Source organism: Allobosea sp. P4_H5, from assembly GCF_056400825.1.
Genome location: NZ_JBFUKM010000004.1, coordinates 172,599 through 193,658, shown reverse-complemented (window position 1 = coordinate 193,658; position 21,060 = coordinate 172,599). Strand labels below are relative to the sequence as shown.

Annotated in this window: 24 protein-coding genes; 11 read left to right on the top strand and 13 right to left on the bottom strand. The window is 66.5% G+C overall.

Annotated features, from left to right (window positions below; all coding sequences use genetic code 11):
* Positions 1 to 2: 2 nt before the first annotated feature.
* The 4 genes from AC1DS0_RS09985 to AC1DS0_RS09970 all read left to right on the top strand — a co-directional run bounded on the left by AC1DS0_RS09985 (position 3) and on the right by AC1DS0_RS09970 (position 3,481).
* Positions 3 to 1,310: a TRAP transporter large permease gene (locus AC1DS0_RS09985; RefSeq protein ID WP_476814189.1), complete on the top strand. Its 1,308-nt coding sequence runs from the start codon at positions 3 to 5 to the stop codon at positions 1,308 to 1,310.
* A gap of 35 nt (positions 1,311 to 1,345) precedes the next feature.
* Positions 1,346 to 2,341, top strand: a complete 996-nt coding sequence (locus AC1DS0_RS09980) for a TRAP transporter substrate-binding protein (protein ID WP_476814188.1) — start codon at positions 1,346 to 1,348, stop codon at positions 2,339 to 2,341.
* A 273-nt stretch (positions 2,342 to 2,614) separates the two neighbouring features.
* Positions 2,615 to 3,133, top strand: a complete 519-nt coding sequence (locus AC1DS0_RS09975) for a winged helix DNA-binding protein (protein ID WP_476814187.1) — start codon at positions 2,615 to 2,617, stop codon at positions 3,131 to 3,133.
* Between the two features lie 18 nt (positions 3,134 to 3,151).
* Positions 3,152 to 3,481, top strand: coding sequence for a DUF6968 family protein (locus tag AC1DS0_RS09970; protein ID WP_476814186.1), 330 nt, complete (start codon positions 3,152 to 3,154; stop codon positions 3,479 to 3,481).
* 6 nt (positions 3,482 to 3,487) lie between these two features.
* On the opposite strand, the gene AC1DS0_RS09965 is transcribed toward AC1DS0_RS09970, so the two are convergent.
* Positions 3,488 to 5,161, bottom strand: a complete 1,674-nt coding sequence (locus AC1DS0_RS09965) for an acyl-CoA dehydrogenase family protein (protein WP_476814185.1) — start codon at positions 5,159 to 5,161, stop codon at positions 3,488 to 3,490.
* 231 nt (positions 5,162 to 5,392) lie between these two features.
* On the opposite strand from AC1DS0_RS09965, the gene AC1DS0_RS09960 reads away from it, so the two are divergent.
* Positions 5,393 to 6,661 (top strand): cell wall hydrolase, encoded by a 1,269-nt coding sequence (locus AC1DS0_RS09960; RefSeq protein ID WP_476814184.1) that lies wholly within the window; start codon positions 5,393 to 5,395, stop codon positions 6,659 to 6,661.
* 476 nt (positions 6,662 to 7,137) lie between these two features.
* Positions 7,138 to 7,329 carry a hypothetical protein gene (locus tag AC1DS0_RS09955; protein WP_152016993.1) on the top strand — a complete coding sequence of 64 codons (192 nt, stop codon included), beginning with the start codon at positions 7,138 to 7,140 and terminating at the stop codon, positions 7,327 to 7,329.
* A gap of 88 nt (positions 7,330 to 7,417) precedes the next feature.
* Here the strand turns inward: AC1DS0_RS09955 and AC1DS0_RS09950 are convergent, their stop codons facing one another.
* On the bottom strand, positions 7,418 to 7,699 hold the full coding sequence (locus tag AC1DS0_RS09950; RefSeq protein ID WP_476814183.1) for a hypothetical protein: 282 nt from the start codon (positions 7,697 to 7,699) through the stop codon (positions 7,418 to 7,420).
* A 181-nt stretch (positions 7,700 to 7,880) separates the two neighbouring features.
* Positions 7,881 to 8,849 carry an MBL fold metallo-hydrolase gene (locus AC1DS0_RS09945; protein WP_476814182.1) on the bottom strand — a complete coding sequence of 323 codons (969 nt, stop codon included), beginning with the start codon at positions 8,847 to 8,849 and terminating at the stop codon, positions 7,881 to 7,883.
* 130 nt (positions 8,850 to 8,979) lie between these two features.
* Between AC1DS0_RS09945 and AC1DS0_RS09940 the strand changes: the two genes are divergently transcribed.
* The 4 genes from AC1DS0_RS09940 (at position 8,980) to AC1DS0_RS09925 (ending at position 11,544) form a co-directional block, all read left to right on the top strand.
* Complete coding sequence (locus AC1DS0_RS09940; protein WP_476814181.1) at positions 8,980 to 9,894, top strand: LysR family transcriptional regulator; 915 nt, start codon at positions 8,980 to 8,982, stop codon at positions 9,892 to 9,894.
* 106 nt (positions 9,895 to 10,000) lie between these two features.
* Complete coding sequence (locus AC1DS0_RS09935; RefSeq protein WP_057187726.1) at positions 10,001 to 10,207, top strand: CsbD family protein; 207 nt, start codon at positions 10,001 to 10,003, stop codon at positions 10,205 to 10,207.
* A 169-nt stretch (positions 10,208 to 10,376) separates the two neighbouring features.
* Complete coding sequence (locus AC1DS0_RS09930) at positions 10,377 to 10,673, top strand: hypothetical protein (RefSeq protein WP_476814180.1); 297 nt, start codon at positions 10,377 to 10,379, stop codon at positions 10,671 to 10,673.
* Between the two features lie 250 nt (positions 10,674 to 10,923).
* On the top strand, positions 10,924 to 11,544 hold the full coding sequence (locus AC1DS0_RS09925) for a hypothetical protein (RefSeq protein WP_476814179.1): 621 nt from the start codon (positions 10,924 to 10,926) through the stop codon (positions 11,542 to 11,544).
* A gap of 217 nt (positions 11,545 to 11,761) precedes the next feature.
* On the opposite strand, the gene AC1DS0_RS09920 is transcribed toward AC1DS0_RS09925, so the two are convergent.
* The 7 genes from AC1DS0_RS09920 to ppdK all read right to left on the bottom strand — a co-directional run bounded on the left by AC1DS0_RS09920 (position 11,762) and on the right by ppdK (position 18,286).
* Positions 11,762 to 12,031 (bottom strand): hypothetical protein, encoded by a 270-nt coding sequence (locus tag AC1DS0_RS09920; RefSeq protein ID WP_476814178.1) that lies wholly within the window; start codon positions 12,029 to 12,031, stop codon positions 11,762 to 11,764.
* A 7-nt stretch (positions 12,032 to 12,038) separates the two neighbouring features.
* The gene (gene infA, locus AC1DS0_RS09915) at positions 12,039 to 12,308 is read right to left on the bottom strand and encodes a translation initiation factor IF-1 (RefSeq protein WP_057187732.1); all 270 of its coding nucleotides are present in this window, start codon (positions 12,306 to 12,308) and stop codon (positions 12,039 to 12,041) included.
* A 73-nt stretch (positions 12,309 to 12,381) separates the two neighbouring features.
* The gene (locus AC1DS0_RS09910) at positions 12,382 to 13,878 is read right to left on the bottom strand and encodes a DEAD/DEAH box helicase (protein ID WP_476814177.1); all 1,497 of its coding nucleotides are present in this window, start codon (positions 13,876 to 13,878) and stop codon (positions 12,382 to 12,384) included.
* A gap of 198 nt (positions 13,879 to 14,076) precedes the next feature.
* The gene (locus AC1DS0_RS09905) at positions 14,077 to 14,286 is read right to left on the bottom strand and encodes a cold-shock protein (protein WP_152016986.1); all 210 of its coding nucleotides are present in this window, start codon (positions 14,284 to 14,286) and stop codon (positions 14,077 to 14,079) included.
* A 215-nt stretch (positions 14,287 to 14,501) separates the two neighbouring features.
* A complete protein-coding gene (locus AC1DS0_RS09900; RefSeq protein ID WP_476814176.1) occupies positions 14,502 to 14,846 on the bottom strand; it encodes an MmcQ/YjbR family DNA-binding protein in 345 nt (114 codons plus the stop codon).
* A gap of 27 nt (positions 14,847 to 14,873) precedes the next feature.
* Complete coding sequence (locus AC1DS0_RS09895) at positions 14,874 to 15,578, bottom strand: HAD family hydrolase (RefSeq protein WP_476814175.1); 705 nt, start codon at positions 15,576 to 15,578, stop codon at positions 14,874 to 14,876.
* Positions 15,579 to 15,601: 23 nt separating this feature from the next.
* Positions 15,602 to 18,286, bottom strand: a complete 2,685-nt coding sequence (gene ppdK, locus AC1DS0_RS09890; protein WP_476814174.1) for a pyruvate, phosphate dikinase — start codon at positions 18,284 to 18,286, stop codon at positions 15,602 to 15,604.
* Between the two features lie 319 nt (positions 18,287 to 18,605).
* On the opposite strand from ppdK, the gene AC1DS0_RS09885 reads away from it, so the two are divergent.
* Positions 18,606 to 19,751 (top strand): alpha-hydroxy acid oxidase, encoded by a 1,146-nt coding sequence (locus AC1DS0_RS09885; protein WP_476814173.1) that lies wholly within the window; start codon positions 18,606 to 18,608, stop codon positions 19,749 to 19,751.
* Between the two features lie 22 nt (positions 19,752 to 19,773).
* On the opposite strand, the gene AC1DS0_RS09880 is transcribed toward AC1DS0_RS09885, so the two are convergent.
* The 3 genes from AC1DS0_RS09880 to AC1DS0_RS09870 form a co-directional block, all read right to left on the bottom strand.
* Positions 19,774 to 20,196, bottom strand: coding sequence for a type II toxin-antitoxin system VapC family toxin (locus AC1DS0_RS09880; RefSeq protein ID WP_476814172.1), 423 nt, complete (start codon positions 20,194 to 20,196; stop codon positions 19,774 to 19,776).
* Entirely contained in the window at positions 20,193 to 20,432 is a 240-nt protein-coding gene (locus AC1DS0_RS09875; RefSeq protein ID WP_476814171.1) for an AbrB/MazE/SpoVT family DNA-binding domain-containing protein, read from the bottom strand. Before AC1DS0_RS09875 ends, AC1DS0_RS09880 begins: the two co-directional genes overlap by 4 nt.
* A 71-nt stretch (positions 20,433 to 20,503) precedes the next feature.
* Positions 20,504 to 20,998, bottom strand: coding sequence for a YcgN family cysteine cluster protein (locus AC1DS0_RS09870; RefSeq protein ID WP_476814170.1), 495 nt, complete (start codon positions 20,996 to 20,998; stop codon positions 20,504 to 20,506).
* Positions 20,999 to 21,060 lie beyond the last annotated feature (62 nt).

The window sequence follows — 21,060 nt, the reverse complement described above, 5'->3', positions numbered from 1 at the left end:
CCATGTCGATGATGGAAATCTCCGCGCTGCTGCTCGTCCTGCTGATCATCATGCTGGCGGGCGGCGTCTGGATCGCGATTTCGCTGATGGCCTGCGGCTGGGTGGCGATGCAGTTCGTCGCCGGCGGCATTCCGGCCGGCTCCGTGCTCGCAACGACGATCTGGGGCAACAGCGCCTCCTGGACACTCGCCGCCCTGCCCCTCTTCATCTGGATGGGCGAGATTCTCTATCGAACGAAGCTGTCGGAAGAGATGTTCCGCGGCCTCGCCCCCTGGCTGAACTGGCTGCCGGGCCGGCTGATGCACGTCAACGTGCTGGCTTGCGGCATCTTCGGCTCGGTCTCCGGCTCCTCGGCCGCGACCTGCGCCACCGTCGCCAAGATCGCCCTGCCCGAGCTGAAGCGCCGCGGCTATGACGAGAAGCTCGCACTCGGCTCGCTCGCCGGCGCCGGCACGCTCGGCATCCTGATCCCGCCCTCGATCACCATGGTGGTCTATGCGGTGGCGGCGAACGTCTCGATCATCCAGATCTTCCTGGCCGGCTTCCTGCCCGGCCTGCTCGTGATGGCGCTCTATTCCGGCTACATCGCGATCTGGCACATGCTGCATCCGGACAAGGCGCCGCCGGCCGAGCCGACGATGAGCCTGCGCGAGAAGCTCCGGGAATCGGCCAATCTCATCCCCTGCATGCTGCTGATCGCGCTGGTCTTCCTGTCGCTGCTGCTCGGCTGGGCGACGGCGACGGAATGCGCGGCCTGGGGCGTGCTCGGCTCCTTCGGCATCGCCTGGTGGTCGGGCTCGCTGACCAGGGAAGCCTTCTGGCTGAGCGTGATGGGGACGACGCGGATCACCTGCATGATCATGCTGATCCTCGCCGGCGCCTCCTTCATGTCGACCTCGATGGCCTATACCGGCATCCCGGCGGCACTCGCCGAATGGGTCGACAGCCTGCACCTGTCGCCCTACGCGCTGATCGCCGCGCTCACCGTAATGTACATCGTGCTCGGCACCGCGCTCGACGGCATCTCGATGATCGTGCTGACCACCGCGATCGTCATCCCGATGATCAAGGCCGCCGGCTTCGACCTGGTCTGGTTCGGCATCTTCCTGGTGCTGATCGTCGAGATGGCCGAGGTCTCGCCGCCGGTCGGCTTCAACCTGTTCGTGCTGCAGACCATGTCGGGCAAGGATTCGAACACGGTCGCGCTCGCCGCCCTGCCCTTCTTTTTTCTACTGGTCGCCGCTGTGGCGATCATTACGGTCTTCCCGCAGATCGTGATGGTCTTGCCCGAACTCGCCTTTCCGAAATGATGCGCAACCACCACCAAGAGGGAACGGAGAACACCATGAAGCGCAGCGATTTCATCAAGGGCCTGCTCGTCGCCGGCGTCGCGGCCCCGAGCCTTACATTCGCCGCCCCGGCGGCCTTCGCCCAGGCGAAGTGGAACCTGCCGGCGGCCTACCCGTCCGACAACCCGCACAGCGAGAACCTCGCCGCCTTCGCCAAGGATGTCGAGACCGCGACCGGGGGCAAGCTCTCGATCACCGTCCACGCCAACGCCGCTTTGTTCAAGGCGCCGGAGATCAAGCGCGCCGTCCAGACCGGCCAGGCCCAGATGGGCGAGGTGCTGATGTCGCTGCACGAGAACGAGGACCCGATCTTCGGCATCGACGTCGTGCCCTTCCTCGCCACTTCCTTCGTCGAGTCGAAGAAGCTCTATGCCGCCTCGAAGGCGGCGGTCGAGAAGAAGCTCGACAGCCAGGGCATCAAGCTCCTGTTCATGGTCCCCTGGGCGCCGCAGGGCGTCTACGCCAAGAAGGAGATCAACACGATCGAGGACATGAAGGGCCTGAAGTGGCGGGCCTACAATGTCGGCACGACCCGCCTCGGCGAGTTGCTCGGCATGCAGGCGGTCACGATCCAGGCGGCGGAGCTGCCGCAGGCGCTGGCGACCGGCGTGGTCAACTCCTTCATGTCGTCGGGCGGCACCGGCTATGACTCCAAGGCCTGGGAGACGCTGACGCATTTCTACGACGTCCAGGCCTGGATCCCGAAGAATGCGACCTTCGTCAACAAGGCCGCCTTCGCCGGCCTCGACAAGGCGACGCAGGACGCGATCCTCAAGGCCTCGGCCGATGCCGAAGCCCGCGGCTGGAAGCTCTGGGAAGAGAAGACCAACTGGTATCTCGACCAGCTCAAGAGCAAGGGCATGAAGGTCAACGCGCCTTCGCCGGCTCTCAAGGACGGCTTCAAGAAGGCCGGCGACACCCTGACCGCCGACTGGCTGAAGAAGGCCGGCGCCGACGGCCAGGCGATCGTCGACGCCTACAAGAAGATGTGAGGCAGCCCAGGACGAGGGCGACGTGAACCCTTCTCCCACCAATCTCGGGCTTGCCCGAGATTGGCACTCAGAGTGGTGCATGTCGGAAACATCCGACATGCACGGGGGAGAAGGTGGCAGCGCGAAGCGCTGACGGATGAGGGAAGGACGGGCCACAACCTGCCCGACTCTCACCCGGTCGCACCGCCCTCATCCGTCTGCTGCGCAGACACCTTCTCCCCCGAGGGGAGAAGGAGGCCACTCACCTCCCGCCCCCTTCCGGCAAGAGACAGCATGCACCCCTCCGATGACCTCGGCCCGATCGTCTCCTCCGGCCATCTCGCCTCCGGCGCGATGCCGGCGCTGTCGGAGTTCGAGTTCGCCCTGACCATGACCGTCAATGCTTTCCATCGCTGGATGCTGCGCGCCATGACGGCGGCGGGCGTGCCGGAACTGACGCCGATGGACGTACTCGTCCTGCACAACGTCAACCATCGCGGCAAGGCCAAGCGCCTCGCCGACATCTGCCTCGTCCTCAACATCGAGGACACGCATCTGGTCAACTATTCGCTGAAGAAGCTCGAACGCCTGAAGCTGCTGAAGAGCGGGCGCAGGGGCAAGGAGAAGACCGTCGCGGTTACCCTCGCCGGCGAGGAAGCCTGCAAGCGCTACGCCCAGATTCGCGAGCAGTTGTTGGTCAAATCAGTGCTGGCGACCGGCATCGACCCAGCCCGCCTGTCGGAGATTGCCGCGGCGATGCGCTCGCTCTCCGGGCAGTACGACCAGGCAGCGCGGGCGGCGGCGAGTCTCTAGAAACGCGAGGGCTACGGCATGTTGCGGAGGACACTGACTTACGCGTCGGAGTCCGGCGACATCCCCGTCCCCATCACGATCGATGCTCCGCGCCAGGGCGAACGCGACTGGTCCTGCGCCTACGAGATCGGCTGGCCGGACGGCCCGCGCCGCAGTTTCGGCTACGGCATCGATACGACACAGGCGATGCTGCTGGCGTTAAAGGCGATCGGGACCGACCTCTACACCAGCGACTATCACCGTTCCGGCCGGCTTAGATGGATCGAGCCCGGTGATGGCTACGGCTATCCCGTGCCAAAGAACATTCGGGACCTGCTCGTCGGCAACGATGCCGAGTACGACGGGTAATCTTCCCTAACCCTCGACCAGCCGCCGCGCGATCACCTGCGCCTGGATCTCGGCCGCACCCTCGAAGATGTTGAGAATGCGGGCGTCGCAGAGCACGCGGCTGATCGGGTATTCCAGCGCAAAACCGTTGCCACCATGGATCTGCAGGGCGTTGTCGGCCGCCGCCCAGGCGACGCGGGCGCCCAACAGCTTGGCCATGCCGGCTTCCAGATCGCAGCGCCGGTCGGCATCCTTCTCGCGGGCGGCGAAATAGGTGAGCTGGCGGGCAATGACGAGTTCGGCCGCCATCATCGCGAGCTTGTCGGCGACGCGCGGGAAGGCGATCAGCGGCTTGCCGAACTGAATGCGCTCTTGCGCATAGCGCAGGCCGAGATCGAAGGCACATTGCGCGACGCCGAGCGCCCGCGCCGCGGTCTGGATGCGGGCGGCCTCGAAGGTCTGCATCAGCTGCTTGAAGCCCTGCCCTTCGACGCCGCCGAGCAGGTTCTCCCCCTTCACCTCGAAGCCGTCGAAGGCGAGCTCATATTCCTTCATGCCGCGATAGCCGAGCACCTCGATCTCGCCGCCGGTCAGCCCCTCGACCGGGAACGGCTCGGCGTCCGTGCCGCGCGGCTTCTCGGCGATCAGCATGGAGAGGCCGCGATAGCCCGGCGCATCCGGATCGGTGCGGACCAGCAGCGTCATGATGTCGGCGCGCACGGGGTGGGTGATCCAGGTCTTGTTGCCGTAGACCTTCCAGACGTCACCGTCCTTCACCGCCTTGGTGCGCAGCGACGCAAGGTCGGAGCCGGTATTGGGCTCGGTGAAGACGGCGGTCGGCAGGATCTCGCCCGAGGCGATCTTCGGCAGCCAATAGGCTTTCTGCTCGTCGGTACCACCGTTCAGGATCAGCTCGGCGGCGATCTCGGAGCGGGTGCCGAGCGAGCCGACGCCGATATAGCCGCGCGAGAGCTCCTCGGAGACGACACACATCGAGACCTTCGACAGGCCCATGCCGCCGAACTCCTCGGGGATGGTCAGGCCGAAGACGCCGAGCTCGGCCATCTGCTCGACCACCGGCATCGGGATGTATTCGTTCTGAAGATGCCATTCATGGGCATGCGGCGTGACCTGCTGCTCGCAGAAGCGGCGCATCTCCGAGCGGATCGCCTCAAGCGTCTCGTCGAGGCCGGGATCGCCGACGCTGGCGAGGCCCTGGCTCTGGCTGAACAAGGCCACGAAGCGGGCGCGGTTCTCCGGTGTGTTGCCCTCGGCGATCAGCTGCTCGGCTGCGTCCGAGCAGGCGGCGGCGACGGCCTTGGCCGAGAGGCCGAGCGTCGGCAGGCGGACGATCTCGCCCTGGCTCATCGGGATGCCGCCGAAGATCTGGGCGGCGTACTCGCCGGCGCCGATCCGGATCGCGTAGTCCTCGATCGCGCCGTAGCGATCCTCGCTCTGCAGGCGCTCGCCATAGGCCTTGAGCTCGCGCAGGCCCATCACATAAGTGGCGAGCCAGGAGAGGCCGTGGGCGGCGTGCTGCTCCTGCTCCAGCTTGGCCGAGGAGATGCGGCCGTCGACCAGCACCTTCTGCCTGACCGCAGCCACTGCCTCTTCCAGCAGAGCCTCGAAACCGGGCAAGGCGGCGGCGATCAGCGCGACGGCATTGGCTTCGGAATCGGCCTTGAGGACGGCAGCATTCATGTCTCTCTCCCTTTGTTGCGGCGCAGCATAAGGGAAGAATCGCCGATCGCGAAAGCCGTCTTTTGGCGGAGAGCCGCCGATGCGAGCGGGCGGCCGTTAACCGCCTTTCAACCCTGACAAGGGATTATCCAACTGTCGCGAATTTGCATCATCGGATTCGCGGCCACTCATCTTTCGTCTTCTCGGTGTGAGGGCCTGGGTCAGTTGCGTCTGCGTCGGCGATCGAAGCGAATGGGCTGGCAGAAGCTGCGCTGGGCGCTAGCGACCGTCGCTCCCTGGGCGCTCTCGGCCGGCATGCTGGTCTCCTTCACCGCCTCGGCCGGGCAGAAACCCGATGTCCTCGGCCCGCCGGGCTCGCTGATCCCCCGCACCGCGCCGGGCGCGCTCTCCGACCTTGCGGAAGGCCCGTCCCTGCTCGTCGCCGCCAGCGCCTTCCGTATGCCGGAGCGCGCCTATGCCCGTCTGATCCTGCCGGCACGCCTCTCCTTCGAGACGCCCGAGCGGACCTTCGCGATCGATCCGCGCCTGCCGCGCGAGGACATGAAGCGCACGGCCAGCGCCTTCCCGCAGGTCGACCGCAGCAGCAAGGGCGATCCGATCGTGCCCCTGCGTCCGACGCTGACCCGCAACGGCCCGCCCGGCGAGCTCGAACAGGTCGTCTTCGGCGACACCCAGCCCGGGCTGATCTCGGGCGGTTTCTCGCTCGAAGCGCAGGAAAGCCCGGAGGAGCCGCCGCTCGGCTTCGAGCCTTTCCTGCGCGACGAAGGCGTCACCGACCCCGCCCTGTCGGATTCCTCGCCGACGGCGGTTCCAAAGAGCCTCGGCTCGCCGCGCCATGGCGAACTGAATCCGGAAAACCTCGACGGCTCGACGCCGTCAGTCTCCGCCGCGCTCGGCCAGTCCTCCAGCACGCCGACGGCCACCGGCGTCGCCGGAGCGGCCTCCGCCACGCCGATGCAGATGGCGCCCGTCGCTGCCGAGCCGAAATCGCGTAGCCGCATCGCCAAGTCGGAGCGTGGCACGACCACGGACCTGCGCACCGTCGATCCCAGCGAAAAGCAGATCTACACCAGCCTGATCGCGCCCGAGAACATGGCCAAGGAGCAGCGCTGCCTGGCCGAGGCCGTCTATTTCGAGGCGCGCTCGGAAGGCGAGCAGGGCCGCGCCGCGGTCGCGCAGGTGGTGCTCAACCGGGTCAAGAGCGGGCTCTACCCGAATACGGTCTGCGGCGCGGTCTACCAGAACGCCAGCCGCCACCTCGCCTGCCAGTTCACCTTCGCCTGCGAGGGCAAGTCGTTGCGCATCACCGAGCCCGGCCCCTGGCGCGACGCCACCCGCATCGCCCGCGAGGTCTATGACGGCACGACCTATCTGGCGGAAGTCGGCGCCTCCACCCACTACCACGCCGACTATGTCCGGCCGTACTGGGCGCGCAAGCTGAAGAAGATGGACACGATCGGCCGGCACGTCTTCTACAAGCTGCGGCCGGGACAAACCTAGCCAGCGCGTTGTCTAACTGTCCGGCACGGCAATCATTGACTATCGCAGTGGGTATTCAAGCGCACTCACTGATCTGATATCGACGATCTCCAAGCGGCACGCGCGGAGTCTATTTGCTTGATCGACTGGGTGTCTTTTCTCCACGGTTGATTTATATCGATCCGGTACTCTTCGTAGAGCTCACTAGGAAATATGCTTAATATTCGCAGCCTGCCGTTTCTGAGGCCTGCCATTAACGCTGCCAATAACATACCGTAGCACTTTGCCGCTCAACTAGTAAGGTGATGTCAAAGACGACGAGCAGCTGCGTGACGGCAGATCGACGCTTTTTGATTTCGGCCTGTGCATCCAAAAGCCCGCTTGGACAGTAAACTGTCTCAAGCTGTTCAGGCTCGCGTGATCACTCCCGCGATAGAAGCGTTTTCGGTTCTGACGGCCGCAAGCTGCAGGGTGATCTGGTGTGTTGGAGCGCCGCCATGGACCACGACAGAGTTCGGCAGGCTCAGGCCCTGCGCGTGAAAGCGTTGATGTGCCGCCGCTGGGCCGATACCGCCCGGGACAGCGAGGGCGCAGCCCGCCTGGCCGCCATGGCGAGCGCCTATGAAGGGCAAGCGGACGCATTCGAACAGGAAGCCGCGACGCCCGGCTGCGCACAGCGGGGACGATAGGCGCCGGCGACGCTTGTCAGTGCGGGATCGTGGCGCCGTCGGTGCTTGCTCTGGCGGGGCTCGAGCATGGCTCGATCACCCCGAGCGCCTATTCGCCGTAGAGCGCCGAATGCCGCGCGGCTGCGAGGCGATCGACCTTGTCCTTGGCGATCGCATCGGGGTTGTAGAGCCAGCAGATCGACTCGCCCTCGTTCATCATCCGGCCCTGCGCCAGCTCGGCGCCGGCATAGCCGGCCTCGCGCAGGTCGCGCTTCAGCCGGCGGGCGTCCCATCTGATCGCGGCATAGCCGAAGGCGTCGTTGTCGAGGACGAAGCCGTCCTCCTTGATCCGCAGGAGGGCGTTCGTGATGTCTTGCGCTGAGTATGTCATGGCCTGTTCTGGGCTGTGATGGCCCTCCCTAACCTGCAGGCCCTTGGCCGATTGATACGGATTTGACTCGCATTTTAGCGGCGTGCCGATTTTCTGCCGCGTCGGAGCCGGCTCCACTCCCCGCAAAAGCACGAGGCCAGGACTGGTCCCGGCCTCGCTCATGGTCCCGAGATATCGCCCTCTAGTCCTGGAAGGCCCAGGCGGCGGGCAGCCAGCGATACTGGCCCTGATCGGCGACGACGCGGCCGAGCCCTGGGAAGGGCATATGCGTCGCGGCGATCAGCGAGCCTTCCGCTACCGCGCGCTGGAAGAAGCGGGTGCGCATCGCCTGCGCCGCCGGGCGGTCCTGCTCGAACAGGAAATTCACATCGAGCCCCGCCGGATGAACCACCGGGAAGAGCATGTCGCCGGCCATGATCAGGCTCTGGCCGGCATCGGCGATGCGCACGCCGATATGGCCCGGAGTGTGGCCGGCAAGGTCGACGATCGAGACGCCGGGGACGATCTCCCGCTCACCATCGATGGCCTGCAGCTTGGGATAGAGGCGTGCGACCTCGCCGGCGAGCTTGATGCCGTTCTGGAGATAGGACGGCGAAGCCGAGCGGGTCGCCGGGTCGGTCCAGTGCGCGAGCTCGCGCCGATCGACATAGATCTCGGCCTTGGCGAAACTGGCCTGCTCACCAACGACGAGGCCGCCGATATGGTCCTGGTGCATATGAGTGACGATCACGGCGTCGATCTTGCTTCGATCGAGGCCGAGTGCGGCTAAGCCCGCCGGCAGCTTCCCGGATTGGCCGATCGTACCGCCGGGGCCGGCATCGATCAGGATACGATTGCTGCCGTCCTCGATCAGGTACTGGTTGAACATCATCCTGATGCCGCCGGGCCGGGCCGAGAACTGCGCCTTCGCCAGGGCCTCGACCTCGGCGGCGGAGCGGCCGGGGAAGTATTCATAGGGCATATCGACATAGCCGTCGCTCAGCGCAGTCACCTTGAAGCGGCCGATCCTGAGCTGCGCCAAGGGCGGCGGCGGCACCACGCGCTCGGCTGTGGCCGGCGCCTGCGCCAGGCCGGCCGAGGACAGGCCAGCGCCCGCTGCCGCCAGGGCCGGGAGGCCGAGCGAAAATCCCCTGCGTGAAAGACCGGTCATCGTGAACTCCTGGGCTCGTCAGAGCGCGAGGCGCCACGAGCGGCGCCTTCATGAACAACGACGTAGTCCTCCCGGTGAGCGGATGCTATGGACAGATCATGGAGATAGCCTCCCGAATTATGGAAACCTGATGGACCGCCTGGACGCCATGGCGGTGCTGCTCGCGGTGGTCGAGGCCGGGAGCCTGTCGGCGGCCGCGCGAAAGCTGCGCATGCCGCTCGCCACCGTCAGCCGCAAGATCGCCGATCTCGAAACGCATCTGCGGGCCAGGCTGATGCTGCGCACGCGGCGCGGGACCGAGCTGACCGAGGCCGGCCGAGCCTATCTCGAAGCCAGCAAGCGCATCCTCGAACAGGTCGAGGAGGCCGAGCGGATCGCCGCCGGTGAGTACAGCGCGCCTCGCGGCGAACTGAGCCTCACCGCGTCGACGCTGTTCGGCCAGCGCCATGTCATGCCGGTCGCCCTCGCTTTCCTGGAGCAGAACCCGGAGATCTCCCTGAGGCTCCATCTCGAAGACCGGCAGATCAACCTCACCGACGAGCATATCGACGTCGCCGTGCGGATCGGCCACCTCGACGCGGGTGGGCTGATCGCGACGAAGGTCGGCGAGGTCCGGCGCGTCATCTGCGCCAGCCCGGCCTATCTCGACCGCCGCGGCAGGCCGCGGACGCCGGAAGACCTCGGGGCCCATGACGGCATCTCCTTCCGCGGCTTCTCGGTCACCCCGGAATGGCGCTATCGCGGCGACAACCCCGCCCTCGGCGAGGAACCCAGGGCCCGGCTCTCGGTGAACTCGACGATCGCGGCGATCGACGCAGCGCGGGCCGGCTTCGGCCTCGTGCGGGTGCTGTCTTACCAGGTCGAGGACGAGCTGCGGCAAGGCATCCTCGAAGCAGTGCTGGACGACTTCGCCCCGGCGCCGCTGCCGGTCAGCCTCGCCTATGCGGAAGGGGGCCTGCGCAGCCTGAAAGTCCGTTCCTTCCTGGACTGGGTGACGCCGCGCCTGCGCGCACGCCTGGCTGCTCGTGGCGGGGACCATTCCTAGGTGATCGCAGAGCTGGCATTTGCCGGTGGCGCAGCTTTTTCTGCCGAACCATTCCGCCGCCCGCGCGTTCCTTCAGCATACCCATCACGAACACGAGGAGCGTCCAATGGACTGGAACCGCGTCGAAGGAAACTGGAAGCAGCTCAAGGGCAAGGTCAAGGAGCAGTGGGGCAAGCTGACCGATGACGATCTCGACGTCATCGCCGGCAAGCGCGACCAGCTCGAGGGCAAGATCCAGGAGCGCTACGGGATCGAGAAGGACAAGGTCCGCACCGATGTCGACGACTGGTACGGCCGCCAGACCTGGCACTAAGCACGCCGCTTGCGAGCCGGCGCTCCATCTGGCCCGCCGGCTCGCGCCGGCGGGCCTTGCCTATGGGCGCCGGAGACGACGCTCAGCTTCCGTTCATCGCTGTCCCCTATCCTTCCCTGACGATCCCGCCCTTGGCTTTGGCCTCGCGCAGAACAGGAGTACAGGCACGATGTTCAAGACGCTCGCCATCGCGGCCCTCATCGGAGCGGCCATCTCGTCCACGACCAGCGCGAACGCCCAGTATTACGATCCCTACCGGCCGGCACCGCGCTACGATTACGATCGGCCGCCGCCGCCTTATGGCTACGAACGCCCGCGCTATGGCTATGAGCGGCCCTATCGCCAGCGTTTCGGCGACACCTGCGTGACCTCCCGGGGCAACTGCGCAGCCAGGCCGGCGCCGGCCAATTCGTCCTGCAGCTGCTATATCGAAGGCTTCGGCATGAAGCGCGGCGCCATCGACTGACGCCCGACCGGAAAGCTGCTTCCAGACAGGGCCGGCGGTGCTGGCCGGCTACTGCGCCGGCCCGCACTGAAACCCTTGAATACTGGGCAGCGCACCCGACGCGGCAGTCATGACGGGACTGCTTCCGTTCGGGCAGAATTGGTTAATTTTACCTTGTTTTGCAGTTAACCTTGTCTTCATAGATCGTCTCAGGCTTTCTTATCCCAACGACGCAGCGGCAGCGTTGCGCAACGCAGGGTTGGGGTCAGCTATGACGGTCAGGCTTCTTTCACTTTCGGCTCTCGCCACCACGGCGCTGATGGGCCTCGCCGCTCCGGCGCTCGCCGGCGGCTGCAGCAGTTCCTCCTGCTACCGGGCGCCGGTCAGCACTTGCGGCGGCGGCTCCTGCTACAAGCTGGTTTCGACCCCGCCGGTCTACGGCACCGTCGATGAAAGCTATGTCGTGCGCCCCGAGCGCACCTTCTCGCGGGTCGTCCCGGCACAGTACGACACCGTCACCGAGCAGGTGGTGATCCAGCCGGAGCGCCGCGTCGCCCGCCATATCCCGGCGCAGTACCGGACTGTCTCCGAGAAGGTCCTGATCTCGCCGGCGACCAAGCGCTGGGAAGTCACCCGCGACGCCTACGGCCAGACGACCGGCTGCTGGGTGCATGTCCCCGCGCAATACGGCTATCAGCAGCGCACCGTCGAAGTGTCTCCGGCCTCGGTCGACTACGACGTCATTCCGGCCGTCTATGGCCAGCGCAACCGCCGCGTCATGGTCAGCGCCACGCGGGTCGAGCACGAGACCGTGCCGGCCGAGTATGCGACGCGCCAGCGCCAGGTCCTAGTCAGCCCCGGCTCGCAGCATTGGGCCAGGGGCGGCTACTGAGTTTTCCAAGTTTTCTTCGTAGTACCTGTCACCACGTAACAGACACCTCACGCCCCGGCTTCGGCCGGGGCTTTTTTGTCTGCAAGCCTGAGCGAAGTGACCGTCATGCTCGGGCTTGACCCGAGCATCTCAGGCCGGAAGAGACGCCGGCCATCGTCTTTTCGTCAGGAGATTCTCGGGACTGCGCTTCGCTTCGCCCGAGAATGACGGTGGAGGCTCAGGCCAAGCCGCCGGTCAGCAGAATCAGCACGCCGATGCCGAAGGCGAAGGCCAGGATGCGGGCAGGCATGGAGAACAGGGTGCCGGGCGGCTGCTTCGTCACGAAGCCTGCGACGACCTCGACCAAAGCGAGCGCCAGCAGCACATAGACGAAGGGCGGGAAGGTCCCCCCTCTGGCGATCCAGCCGGTGTTGACCGCGAGCGAGGCGAGCGCGCCAAGGCCGACGCCGGCCGCGGCGAAGAATTGCTCGGGCCGGCTGAAACGCATCGTAAGCTCAGCGCCGACGGAAGTTCTGCGGCCGCGGCGGCATCGGGCCGGGGCTGGCGGTCTTCTGGCGGAAGTTGATCCGGCCACGATCGAGATCGTAGGGCGACATCTCGACGACCACGCGGTCGCCGGCGATGGTGCGGATGCGGTTCTTCTTCATCTTGCCGGCCGCATAGGCCAGGATGACGTGGTCATTGTCGAGCTTCACCCGGTAGTTGCCGTCCGGGAGCACCTCGACCACGGTGCCGTCGAATTCGAGCAGTTCTTCTTTCGCCATTCGCTGATCCTTCGTCTTGTCCTCGGCGCGGGGCCAAGCCTTTCCGGCTTAGCCCCAGCGGTTACGGTGCCTGTCAGTTCGGGCGCCGCCCGCCGCCGCCGGTGCGTCGTTGTCCCGTTCTTTGCTGCAAGAACGCGACGCCGCCAAGCCCTTCCTTGCCGGAAGCCGCGTCTTTTCGTGCACCGCCCCCATCCTGGCGTTGGGCCGGACGCTCATGACGCTGCTGCTCCGGACGTGCCTGCTGCTGGCGCGGCTGGCTCGGACGGGGCTGCTCGCGGCGCTGTTCCTGACGCTCGCCCTGCTCCGGGCGCTGGCCATTGCGGCCCTGCGCGCCCCGGCCGTCGCGGCGCTGGCCCTGACCCGGCTGCTGTCCGTTCTGCGGACGCCCCTGCCCGCGGCCACCACGATTCTGCGGCGGCTTCTTCGGGGTGCGACCATCCCAATGCGGCACGTCACCGACCGGGGTGAGCGCGATCTTGGTCAGCTTCTCGATCGCGGCGAGATCGCCGCGCTCTTCGGGCGTGCAGAAGGCGATGGCGAGACCCGAGGCGCCGGCGCGCGCAGTGCGGCCGATGCGGTGGACATAGGTCTCGGGCACGTTCGGCAGGTCGAAATTGACGACATGGCTGATGCCGTCGACATCGATGCCGCGCGCCGCGATGTCGGTCGCGACCAGAATGCGCAGCTCGCCGTCGCGGAAGGCGCCGAGGGCACGCTCGCGCTGGCCCTGGCTCTTGTTGCCATGGATCGCGGCGGAGTTGATGCCGGCCTGCTCAAGCTGGCGCACGACCTTGTCGGCGCCGTGCTTGGTGCGGGTGAAAACGATGGCGCGCTCCATCTCCGGAACGCTCAGGGTCTTCGCCAGCAAGGCCGGCTTCTGGCCGGCTTCGGTGAAGATGACGCGCTGCTCGATCTTCTCGGCCGTGGTGGCGACGGGCGCGACCGCGACCTCGACCGGATCGGTCAGGTAGGCCGAGGCAATCTCGCGGATCGCCTTCGGCATGGTCGCCGAGAACAGCAGCGTCTGGCGCTGCTTCGGGATCAGCGTCGCGATCTTGCGCAGCGCGTGGATGAAGCCGAGGTCGAGCATCTGGTCGGCTTCGTCCAGCACCAGGAACTCGATCTCACGCAGCGAGACGGCGCGCTGGTCGACGAGGTCGAGCAGGCGGCCAGGGGTCGCGACGAGGATGTCGACATGCTGGCCGAGCGCGCGGATCTGCTTGCCGACCGGCACGCCGCCGAAGATCACCGTCGACTTCAGCGAGGTGAACTGGGCGTAGTTGCGGATGCTGGCCTCGATCTGGGCGGCGAGCTCACGCGTCGGCGACAGGATCAGGGCGCGCACCGAGCGCGGCTGCATGCGCCGCGGCTGGTTCAGCAGGCGGTGCAGCATGGGCAGCGAGAAGGCGGCGGTCTTGCCGGTGCCGGTCTGGGCGGCTCCGAGCAGGTCACGGCCATCGCGAATGGAAGGGATCGCCTGCGCCTGGATCGGCGTCGGCGTCTCATAACCTTCGGCGGCGAGCGCTTTGAGAAGCGGCTCGGCCAGGCCGAGGTCGGTAAATTTGGTCAAATCAGGTCTTTCTGAGCCGAACGAAATGGGGCGCACGTGGTGAACGGAAGCGCCTCGACATGCCGTCTCGGTCTACGCATGGTCTCTTTCCGCCCGGCGAACCGCTAGCCACTGCGCCGGAGGATGTCGTGTGTCGCGGGCCTCAAGGCTCGCGTGTTGAAAACGGGCGGACGCTAATGGCCCGCCCGATAAGCGTCTTCAGCCGGCGACGAGGTTGCCAGCCGAGGACTTGCCGGTCTTGCGATCGGCGATCAGCTCGTAGGAGACGACCTGGCCTTCGCGCAGCTCGCGCAGGCCAGCGCGCTCGACGGCGCTGATGTGGACGAAAATGTCCGGGCCGCCAGCCTCAGGGGTGATGAAGCCGTAGCCCTTGGTGGCGTTGAACCACTTGACGGTGCCCTTGTTCATAGCGGGACTAATCCTTGCACTTCAGATCCGCGTATTCGTGGAACCCATGACCGGACGCGCGGACGCCTTGCCATGGCCTTGTATCGACGTGTGGTGGATCTGAAGTGGCCCGCCGGTCGGAATACCCGCGCGGAGGATTGGCCAGAACCGGCCGCATCTCGTCTTACATCGGTGGAGCTAGCACAAATTGCAAGGCTGGTCCAGCTAAGGGGCCATTAGCCCCGGCGAGGCCGCGGTTTCGGCCCGGTCAGAGTGTGGGCTCGCGCCACGATCGCCGCGACCTCGTCCCAGTCGGGACCATCGTCGAGACGCATGCCGACCCAGCCCCTGTGGCCGACATAGGGCGGCACGAAGAAGCGCCGGGGATCGGCGCCGACCAAGACCTCCTGGCTGCCGTTCGGCGCCTTGCACCAGAGCGAGCAACGGCCGTCGCCGGATTTCACCATGGCGAAGATGCGCTCGCGCACCCGAAAGGTCGGGTCGCCCCAGGCCTCCTTCTCGCTGGCGCCGGGCAGAGCAAGGCAGATGCGGCGCAGACGTTCGACCGGGTCGTCTGGCATGCTCGCTCCCCGCGTTTGGCGTGCGCCTCAGCCGATCTCGCGCACCAGATCGACCAGCCCGCCGAGATCAGACAGCTTGCGGAAACGGACCTCCCCTGCCGGCTCCTCGGCATGCTCCAGCGCCCAGGTCAGCTCATGGGGGACATGCGCCGCCCAGGCGCCGGCGGCGAGCGCCGGGACGATGTCCGACTTCAGCGAGTTGCCGACCATCATGGCCCGCCCCGGCCCGTCGCCATGGCGGGCGAAGAGCTTCTCATAGGTCGCGGCGCTCTTGTCGCTGACGATCTCGACCGCGTCGAAGAAATCGCCGAGCCCTGACTGGGCCAGCTTGCGCTCCTGGTCGAAGAGATCGCCCTTGGTGATCAGCACCAGCCGATAGCCGCCGGCGAGCTTAGCGAGCGTATCCTGTGCATGCGGCAGCGTCTCGACCGGATGGCTCAGCATCTCGCGGCCGGCGGCGAGGATCTCGCCGATCACCGCCGGTGGGACTTGCCCGCGGGTGATCTCGAGCGCGGTCTCGATCATCGAGAGGGTGAAGCCCTTGATGCCGAAACCGTAGAAGGAAAGGTTGCGCTTCTCGGCCTCGAGCAGCTTGCCGGAGATCTCGGCCGCCTCGCCATGCTCGCCGAGCAGCGCGACGAAGCGGTCCTCCGTCAACCGGAAGAACTGCTCGTTCTGCCAGAGCGTGTCGTCGGCATCGAAGCCGATGGTGGTGAGGGCGCGTGCCGCCATGATGGATCGCGCCCTCCCGTTTCTCAGGCGTCCTTGGCCTTGATCGCCCCCAAAGCCGCCTGCGCGGCGGCGAGGCGCGCGATCGGCACGCGGAAGGGCGAGCAGGACACATAATCCAGCCCGACGCTCTCGCAGAAGCCGATGGAGGCGGGGTCGCCGCCATGCTCGCCGCAGATGCCGAGCTTGATGTTCGGGCGCGCCTTGCGGCCGCGCTCTACCGCGATCCTGACCAGCTCGCCAACGCCGTCCTGGTCGATCGTCACGAACGGATCGGATTCGAGCAGGCCGCGCGCCGTATAGGAGCCGAGGAAGGAGCCGGCGTCGTCGCGGCTGATGCCGAGCGTGGTCTGCGTCAGGTCGTTGGTGCCGAAGGAGAAGAACTCGGCACTCCTTGCGATCTCCTCCGCCCGCAGCGCTGCGCGCGGCAGTTCGATCATGGTGCCAACCTGATAGGTGAGCTCCGTGCCGCTCTCCTTTTTCACGGCCTCCGCCATCGCGTCGATCCGGCCCTTGACCAGGTCGAGCTCGGGCGCGCCCATAACGAGCGGCACCATCACCTCCGGGATGACCGGGTGGCCGGTCTCCCTGGCGGCGATCACGGCCGCCTCGAAGATCGCCCGCGCCTGCATCTCGGCGATCTCGGGATAGGCGACCGCGAGGCGCACGCCGCGGAAGCCGAGCATCGGGTTGAACTCGTGCAGCTCGGCGGCGCGGCGCTTCAGCTTGTCGGCGGTTGTGCCCATGGCCGAGGCGACCTCGGCGATCTCATCGTCGGTATGCGGCAGGAACTCGTGCAGTGGCGGATCGAGCAGGCGGATCGTGACCGGCAGGCCCTGCATGATGGTGAAGAGCTCGACGAAGTCCTGGCGCTGCATCGGCAGGAGCTTGGCAAGAGCGGCGCGGCGGCCCTTCTCGTCCTCAGCCAGGATCATCTCGCGCACGGCGAGGATGCGGCCGGCATCGAAGAACATGTGCTCGGTGCGGCAGAGGCCGATGCCCTCGGCGCCGAATTCGCGGGCCGCCTTGGCGTCGCGCGGCGTCTCGGCATTGGCGCGGATCTTCAGGCGCCGGACTTTGTCGGCCCAGCCCATCAGCGTCCGGAAGTCGCCGGAAAGCTCGGGCTGCTGCATCTTGACCTCGCCGAGCAGCACCTGGCCGTTGCTGCCGTCGATGGTGACGAAGTCGCCGGCTTTCAGCGTGGTCGGGCCGACGGTCATCGTGCCCTTGGTGTAGTCGACGCGGATCTGGCCGGCGCCGGAGACGCAGGGCTTGCCCATGCCACGCGCCACGACCGCCGCATGCGAGGTCATGCCGCCGCGCGTGGTCAGGATGCCTTCGGCGGCGTGCATGCCGTGAATATCCTCCGGCGAGGTCTCGACGCGGACGAGGATGACCTTCCTGCCGGCCTTCTTCGCCAGCTCGGCGGCCTCGGACGTGAAGACGATCTCGCCGGCGGCAGCACCGGGCGAGGCCGGCAGGCCGGCGGTCAGCACGCGGCGCTCGGCCTTGGTGTCGATGGTCGGATGCAGGAGCTGGTCGAGCGCGCCGGGCTCGACGCGGCCGACCGCTTCGGTCTCGGTGATCAGGCCCTCGCGGGCGAGCTCGACCGCGATCCTGAGCGCCGCCTTGGCGGTGCGCTTGCCGGAACGGGTCTGCAGCATCCAGAGCTTGCCCTCCTGGATGGTGAACTCCATGTCCTGCATGTCGCGGTAATGCTTCTCGAGGATGCCGTAGATGCGGCAGAGCTCGGCATAAGCCTCCGGCATCACCTTCTCCATCGAAGGCTTGTCGGATTTGGCAGCGGCCTTGGCCGCCTCGGTGATGTCCTGCGGGGTGCGGATGCCGGCGACGACGTCCTCGCCCTGGGCGTTGACCAGGAACTCGCCATAGAGCGCGTTCTCGCCGGTCGAGGGATTGCGGGTGAAGGCGACGCCGGTCGCCGAGGTCTCGCCCATGTTGCCGAAGACCATCGACTGGACGTTGACCGCCGTGCCCCAGGAGGCCGGAATGCTGTTGAGCTCGCGGTACTTGATGGCGCGGGCGTTCATCCAAGAGGAGAAGACGGCGCCGACCGCGCCCCAGAGCTGCTGCTGCGGGTCCTGCGGGAAGTCGGAGCCGAGCTCCTTCCTGACGATGTCCTTGTACTTGCCGACCAGCACCTTCCAGTCATCGGCCGCAAGGTCGGTGTCGAGATGGAGGCCCTTGCGCTCCTTGTAATCCTCGAGCGCCTCCTCGAAATGGCCGTGGTCGATGTCGAGCACGACGTTCGAGTACATGGTGATGAAGCGGCGGTAGCTGTCATAGGCGAAACGGGCATCGCCCGAGGCCTTCGCGACCGCCTCGACGGTGACGTCGTTGAGGCCGAGATTGAGGACGGTGTCCATCATGCCCGGCATCGAGGCGCGTGCCCCCGAGCGGACCGAGACCAGCAGCGGGTTCGCCGGGTCGCCGAAGGTCTTGCCGGTCAGCCTGGCCATGCCGGCGAGCGCGTCCTTGACCTCACCGTCCAGCTCGGCCGGGAAGCTCTTGCCGTTGTCGTAATACCAGGTGCAGACCTCGGTGGTGATGGTGAAGCCCGGAGGCACCGGAAGCCCCAGATTGCTCATCTCGGCCAGGTTCGCGCCCTTGCCGCCGAGCAGGTTCTTCATGCCCGCCTCGCCTTCGGCCTTGCCGTCGCCGAAGGTGTAGACCCACTTCTGCCCTGCCATAGCCTGCCTTTCCCAACGTTGTCGCCGACATCAACGCCGGCGGGTCCGCCTGGTTTCGCATTTGCGGTGCCCGCTTGTTGCAGCGCACCGGGTGCGGGGGTGGTCATGCCGAAAACCGGATGAACAATCAATGATCATGCGGTGGAGCCGGCCCACCCACCCGACAATCCCGGGCGACCTGGCGACCGGTCGCGCAATATGGCCAAGGCCAGCGCCGCGCGATAGGGTACCGTTCCCGCCTCCGAGCAGCGACGACCGCCGCCGATCCGATGGTCGCCAGCGCCACACTCGCCTTGCCAGAACGACACCGAAGCAAACGATGCGCCTGAACGCCTGTCACAACTTCCACGATTTCCGCACCCTCGCCAGGAAGCGGCTGCCGGGCCCGATCTTCAACTACATCGATGGCGGGGCCGATGATGAAGTCACTCTGCGGCGAAACTCCGAGAGCTTCGAGCGTTGCGACCTCGTTCCGAGCGTCCTGCGCGGCGTGAGCAGCCTCGATACGTCCGTCACCGTGATGGGCCAGAAGCTCGCCGTGCCGTTCTACTGCTCGCCGACAGCCCTGCAGCGGCTCTTCCATCATCAGGGCGAGCGGGCGGTCGCCGCGGCGGCGGCGCGCTACGGCACCATGTTCGGCGTCTCCTCGCTCGGCACGATCAGCCTCGAGGAGCTACGCAAGGCCCATAGCGGCCCGCAGGTCTACCAGTTCTACTTCCACAAGGACCGCGGCCTGAACCGGGCGATGATGGAGCGCGCCAAGAGCGCCGGCGTCAACGTCATGATGCTGACTGTCGACAGCATCACCGGCGGCAATCGCGAGCGCGACCTGCGCACCGGCTTCTCGATCCCGTTCCGGCTCAACCTCGCCGGCATCGCCCAGTTCGCGATCAAGCCGCAATGGGCGCTGAACTACCTCACCCACGAGAAATTCAGCCTGCCGCAGCTCGACAGCCACGTCGACATGGGCGGCGGCGTGATGTCGATCAGCCGCTATTTCACCGAAATGCTCGACCCGTCGATGACCTGGGACGACGTCGCCGAGATGGTCAAGCTGTGGTCGGGGCAGTTCTGCCTCAAGGGGATCATGTCGGTCGCCGATGCGAAGCGCGCCGTCGAGATCGGCTGCACCGGCATCATCCTCTCCAACCATGGCGGCCGGCAGCTCGACGGCTCCCGCGCCGCCTTCGACCAGCTCGCCGAGATCGTCGATGCGGTCGGCGACAAGATCGACGTGATCATGGACGGCGGCATCCAGCGCGGCACGCATGTGCTGAAGGCCCTGTCGCTCGGGGCCAAGGCCGTCGGCATCGGGCGCTACTACCTCTACCCGCTCGCGGCGGCAGGCCAGCCCGGCGTCGAACGCGCCCTCGGCCAGCTCAAGACGGAAGTCGAGCGCAGCATGAAGCTGATGGGCGTCACCAGTCTCGACCAGCTGTCGCGCGAGAATTTGCGCTTTCGGTAGAGCCGGCCCAAGTCGCGACGGCTCACATTTGCTGGCCCGCGTCCGGAGCGATCACCGGCAAGCCGGGGAAATATGTCCGATAGCGGGAAGCGTCGCGCGTGATCAGCGTGTAGCCGGCGACCGCCGCATGCGCGCCGATGAAGAAATCTGGGAGCGGCGATTGCTTCGCGCCGCCTCTGCGCTTGTAGGCAAGGAAGCATTTGCCGGCCAGAAACGCAGCGGCGAATGGTATCGGCTCCCGCTCCAGCATCGTCGTAGGGAGGGCCGCATCCAAATCCTCAACCCGTGAATAATGGGTCGAGATTTCGGCATAGACTATCGCATTGATCACAAGCCGCTGCCGATCAGCGGCCTCGGACAAGGCGCGCGCCGACCAGGCGGACCAGCGGGTGTCCTGCGTCAGAACGTCGAGCAGAACATTGCTATCGACGAGGACTGCGCTCATTCGGGCTCGCGCGTCAGCGCCATGATCTCATCGGTCGTCATGGCGATATCGCCCTTGCTGTGACGCAGATGCGCAACCAGCCTGTCGCCGCGCCCCATCTTGCGGCGCGCCGGCACGGGCACGATCCGAACGACTTTGCCGTCGAACTCGAAATCCACCTCGGTCTCGGGCAGGAGGCCGGCCCGCTCACGGATATCGGCAGGAATGGTCACCTGGCCCTTGGACGTGATCCGCATAGGAACCTCCTTACTCTTACGCGTAAGAGTAAGACTTTGGCCGGGGCGCTACAAGCTGAACCGACGCGTCCTTACCGTTGCGGCCCTCGCGCCGCCTTCGGCCAGCGCAGCGGCCAGGCGACGATGCGCTCGACGATCTCCTCCTCGGCGACCTCGTCCTCGTTGGCGTGGACCTTGCCCCGGACGGACACGCCCGCCGCAATCACCGTCTGAGGATCACCGGAAACAAGCGGATGCCACCAGGGCAGATCCCTGCCCTCCCCGAGCAGCCGATAGGCGCAGGTCGGCGGTAGCCAGGGCAGCGTGCGCACCGCCTCGGGCGTGAGCGTGACGCAGTCGGGCACGGTCTTCGAGCGATTGGCGTAATCGTGGCAACGGCAGGTCGCCGCATCGAACAGGCGGCAGCCGATATCGGTGGCGTGGATCTTGCCGGTATCGTCATCCTCGAGCTTGACCAGGCAGCAGCGCCCGCAGCCGTCGCAGAGCGATTCCCACTCCGCCTCGGTCATCTCCTCGAGCGTCTTGCTGCGCCAGAAGGGCGTGCTGTCGGTCATCGCGTCGGCCATGGCCGCTTATGCACCTTGGAGGCGGCCGTCGGCAATCGGGCATCGGTAGCCGGAACTCGCCC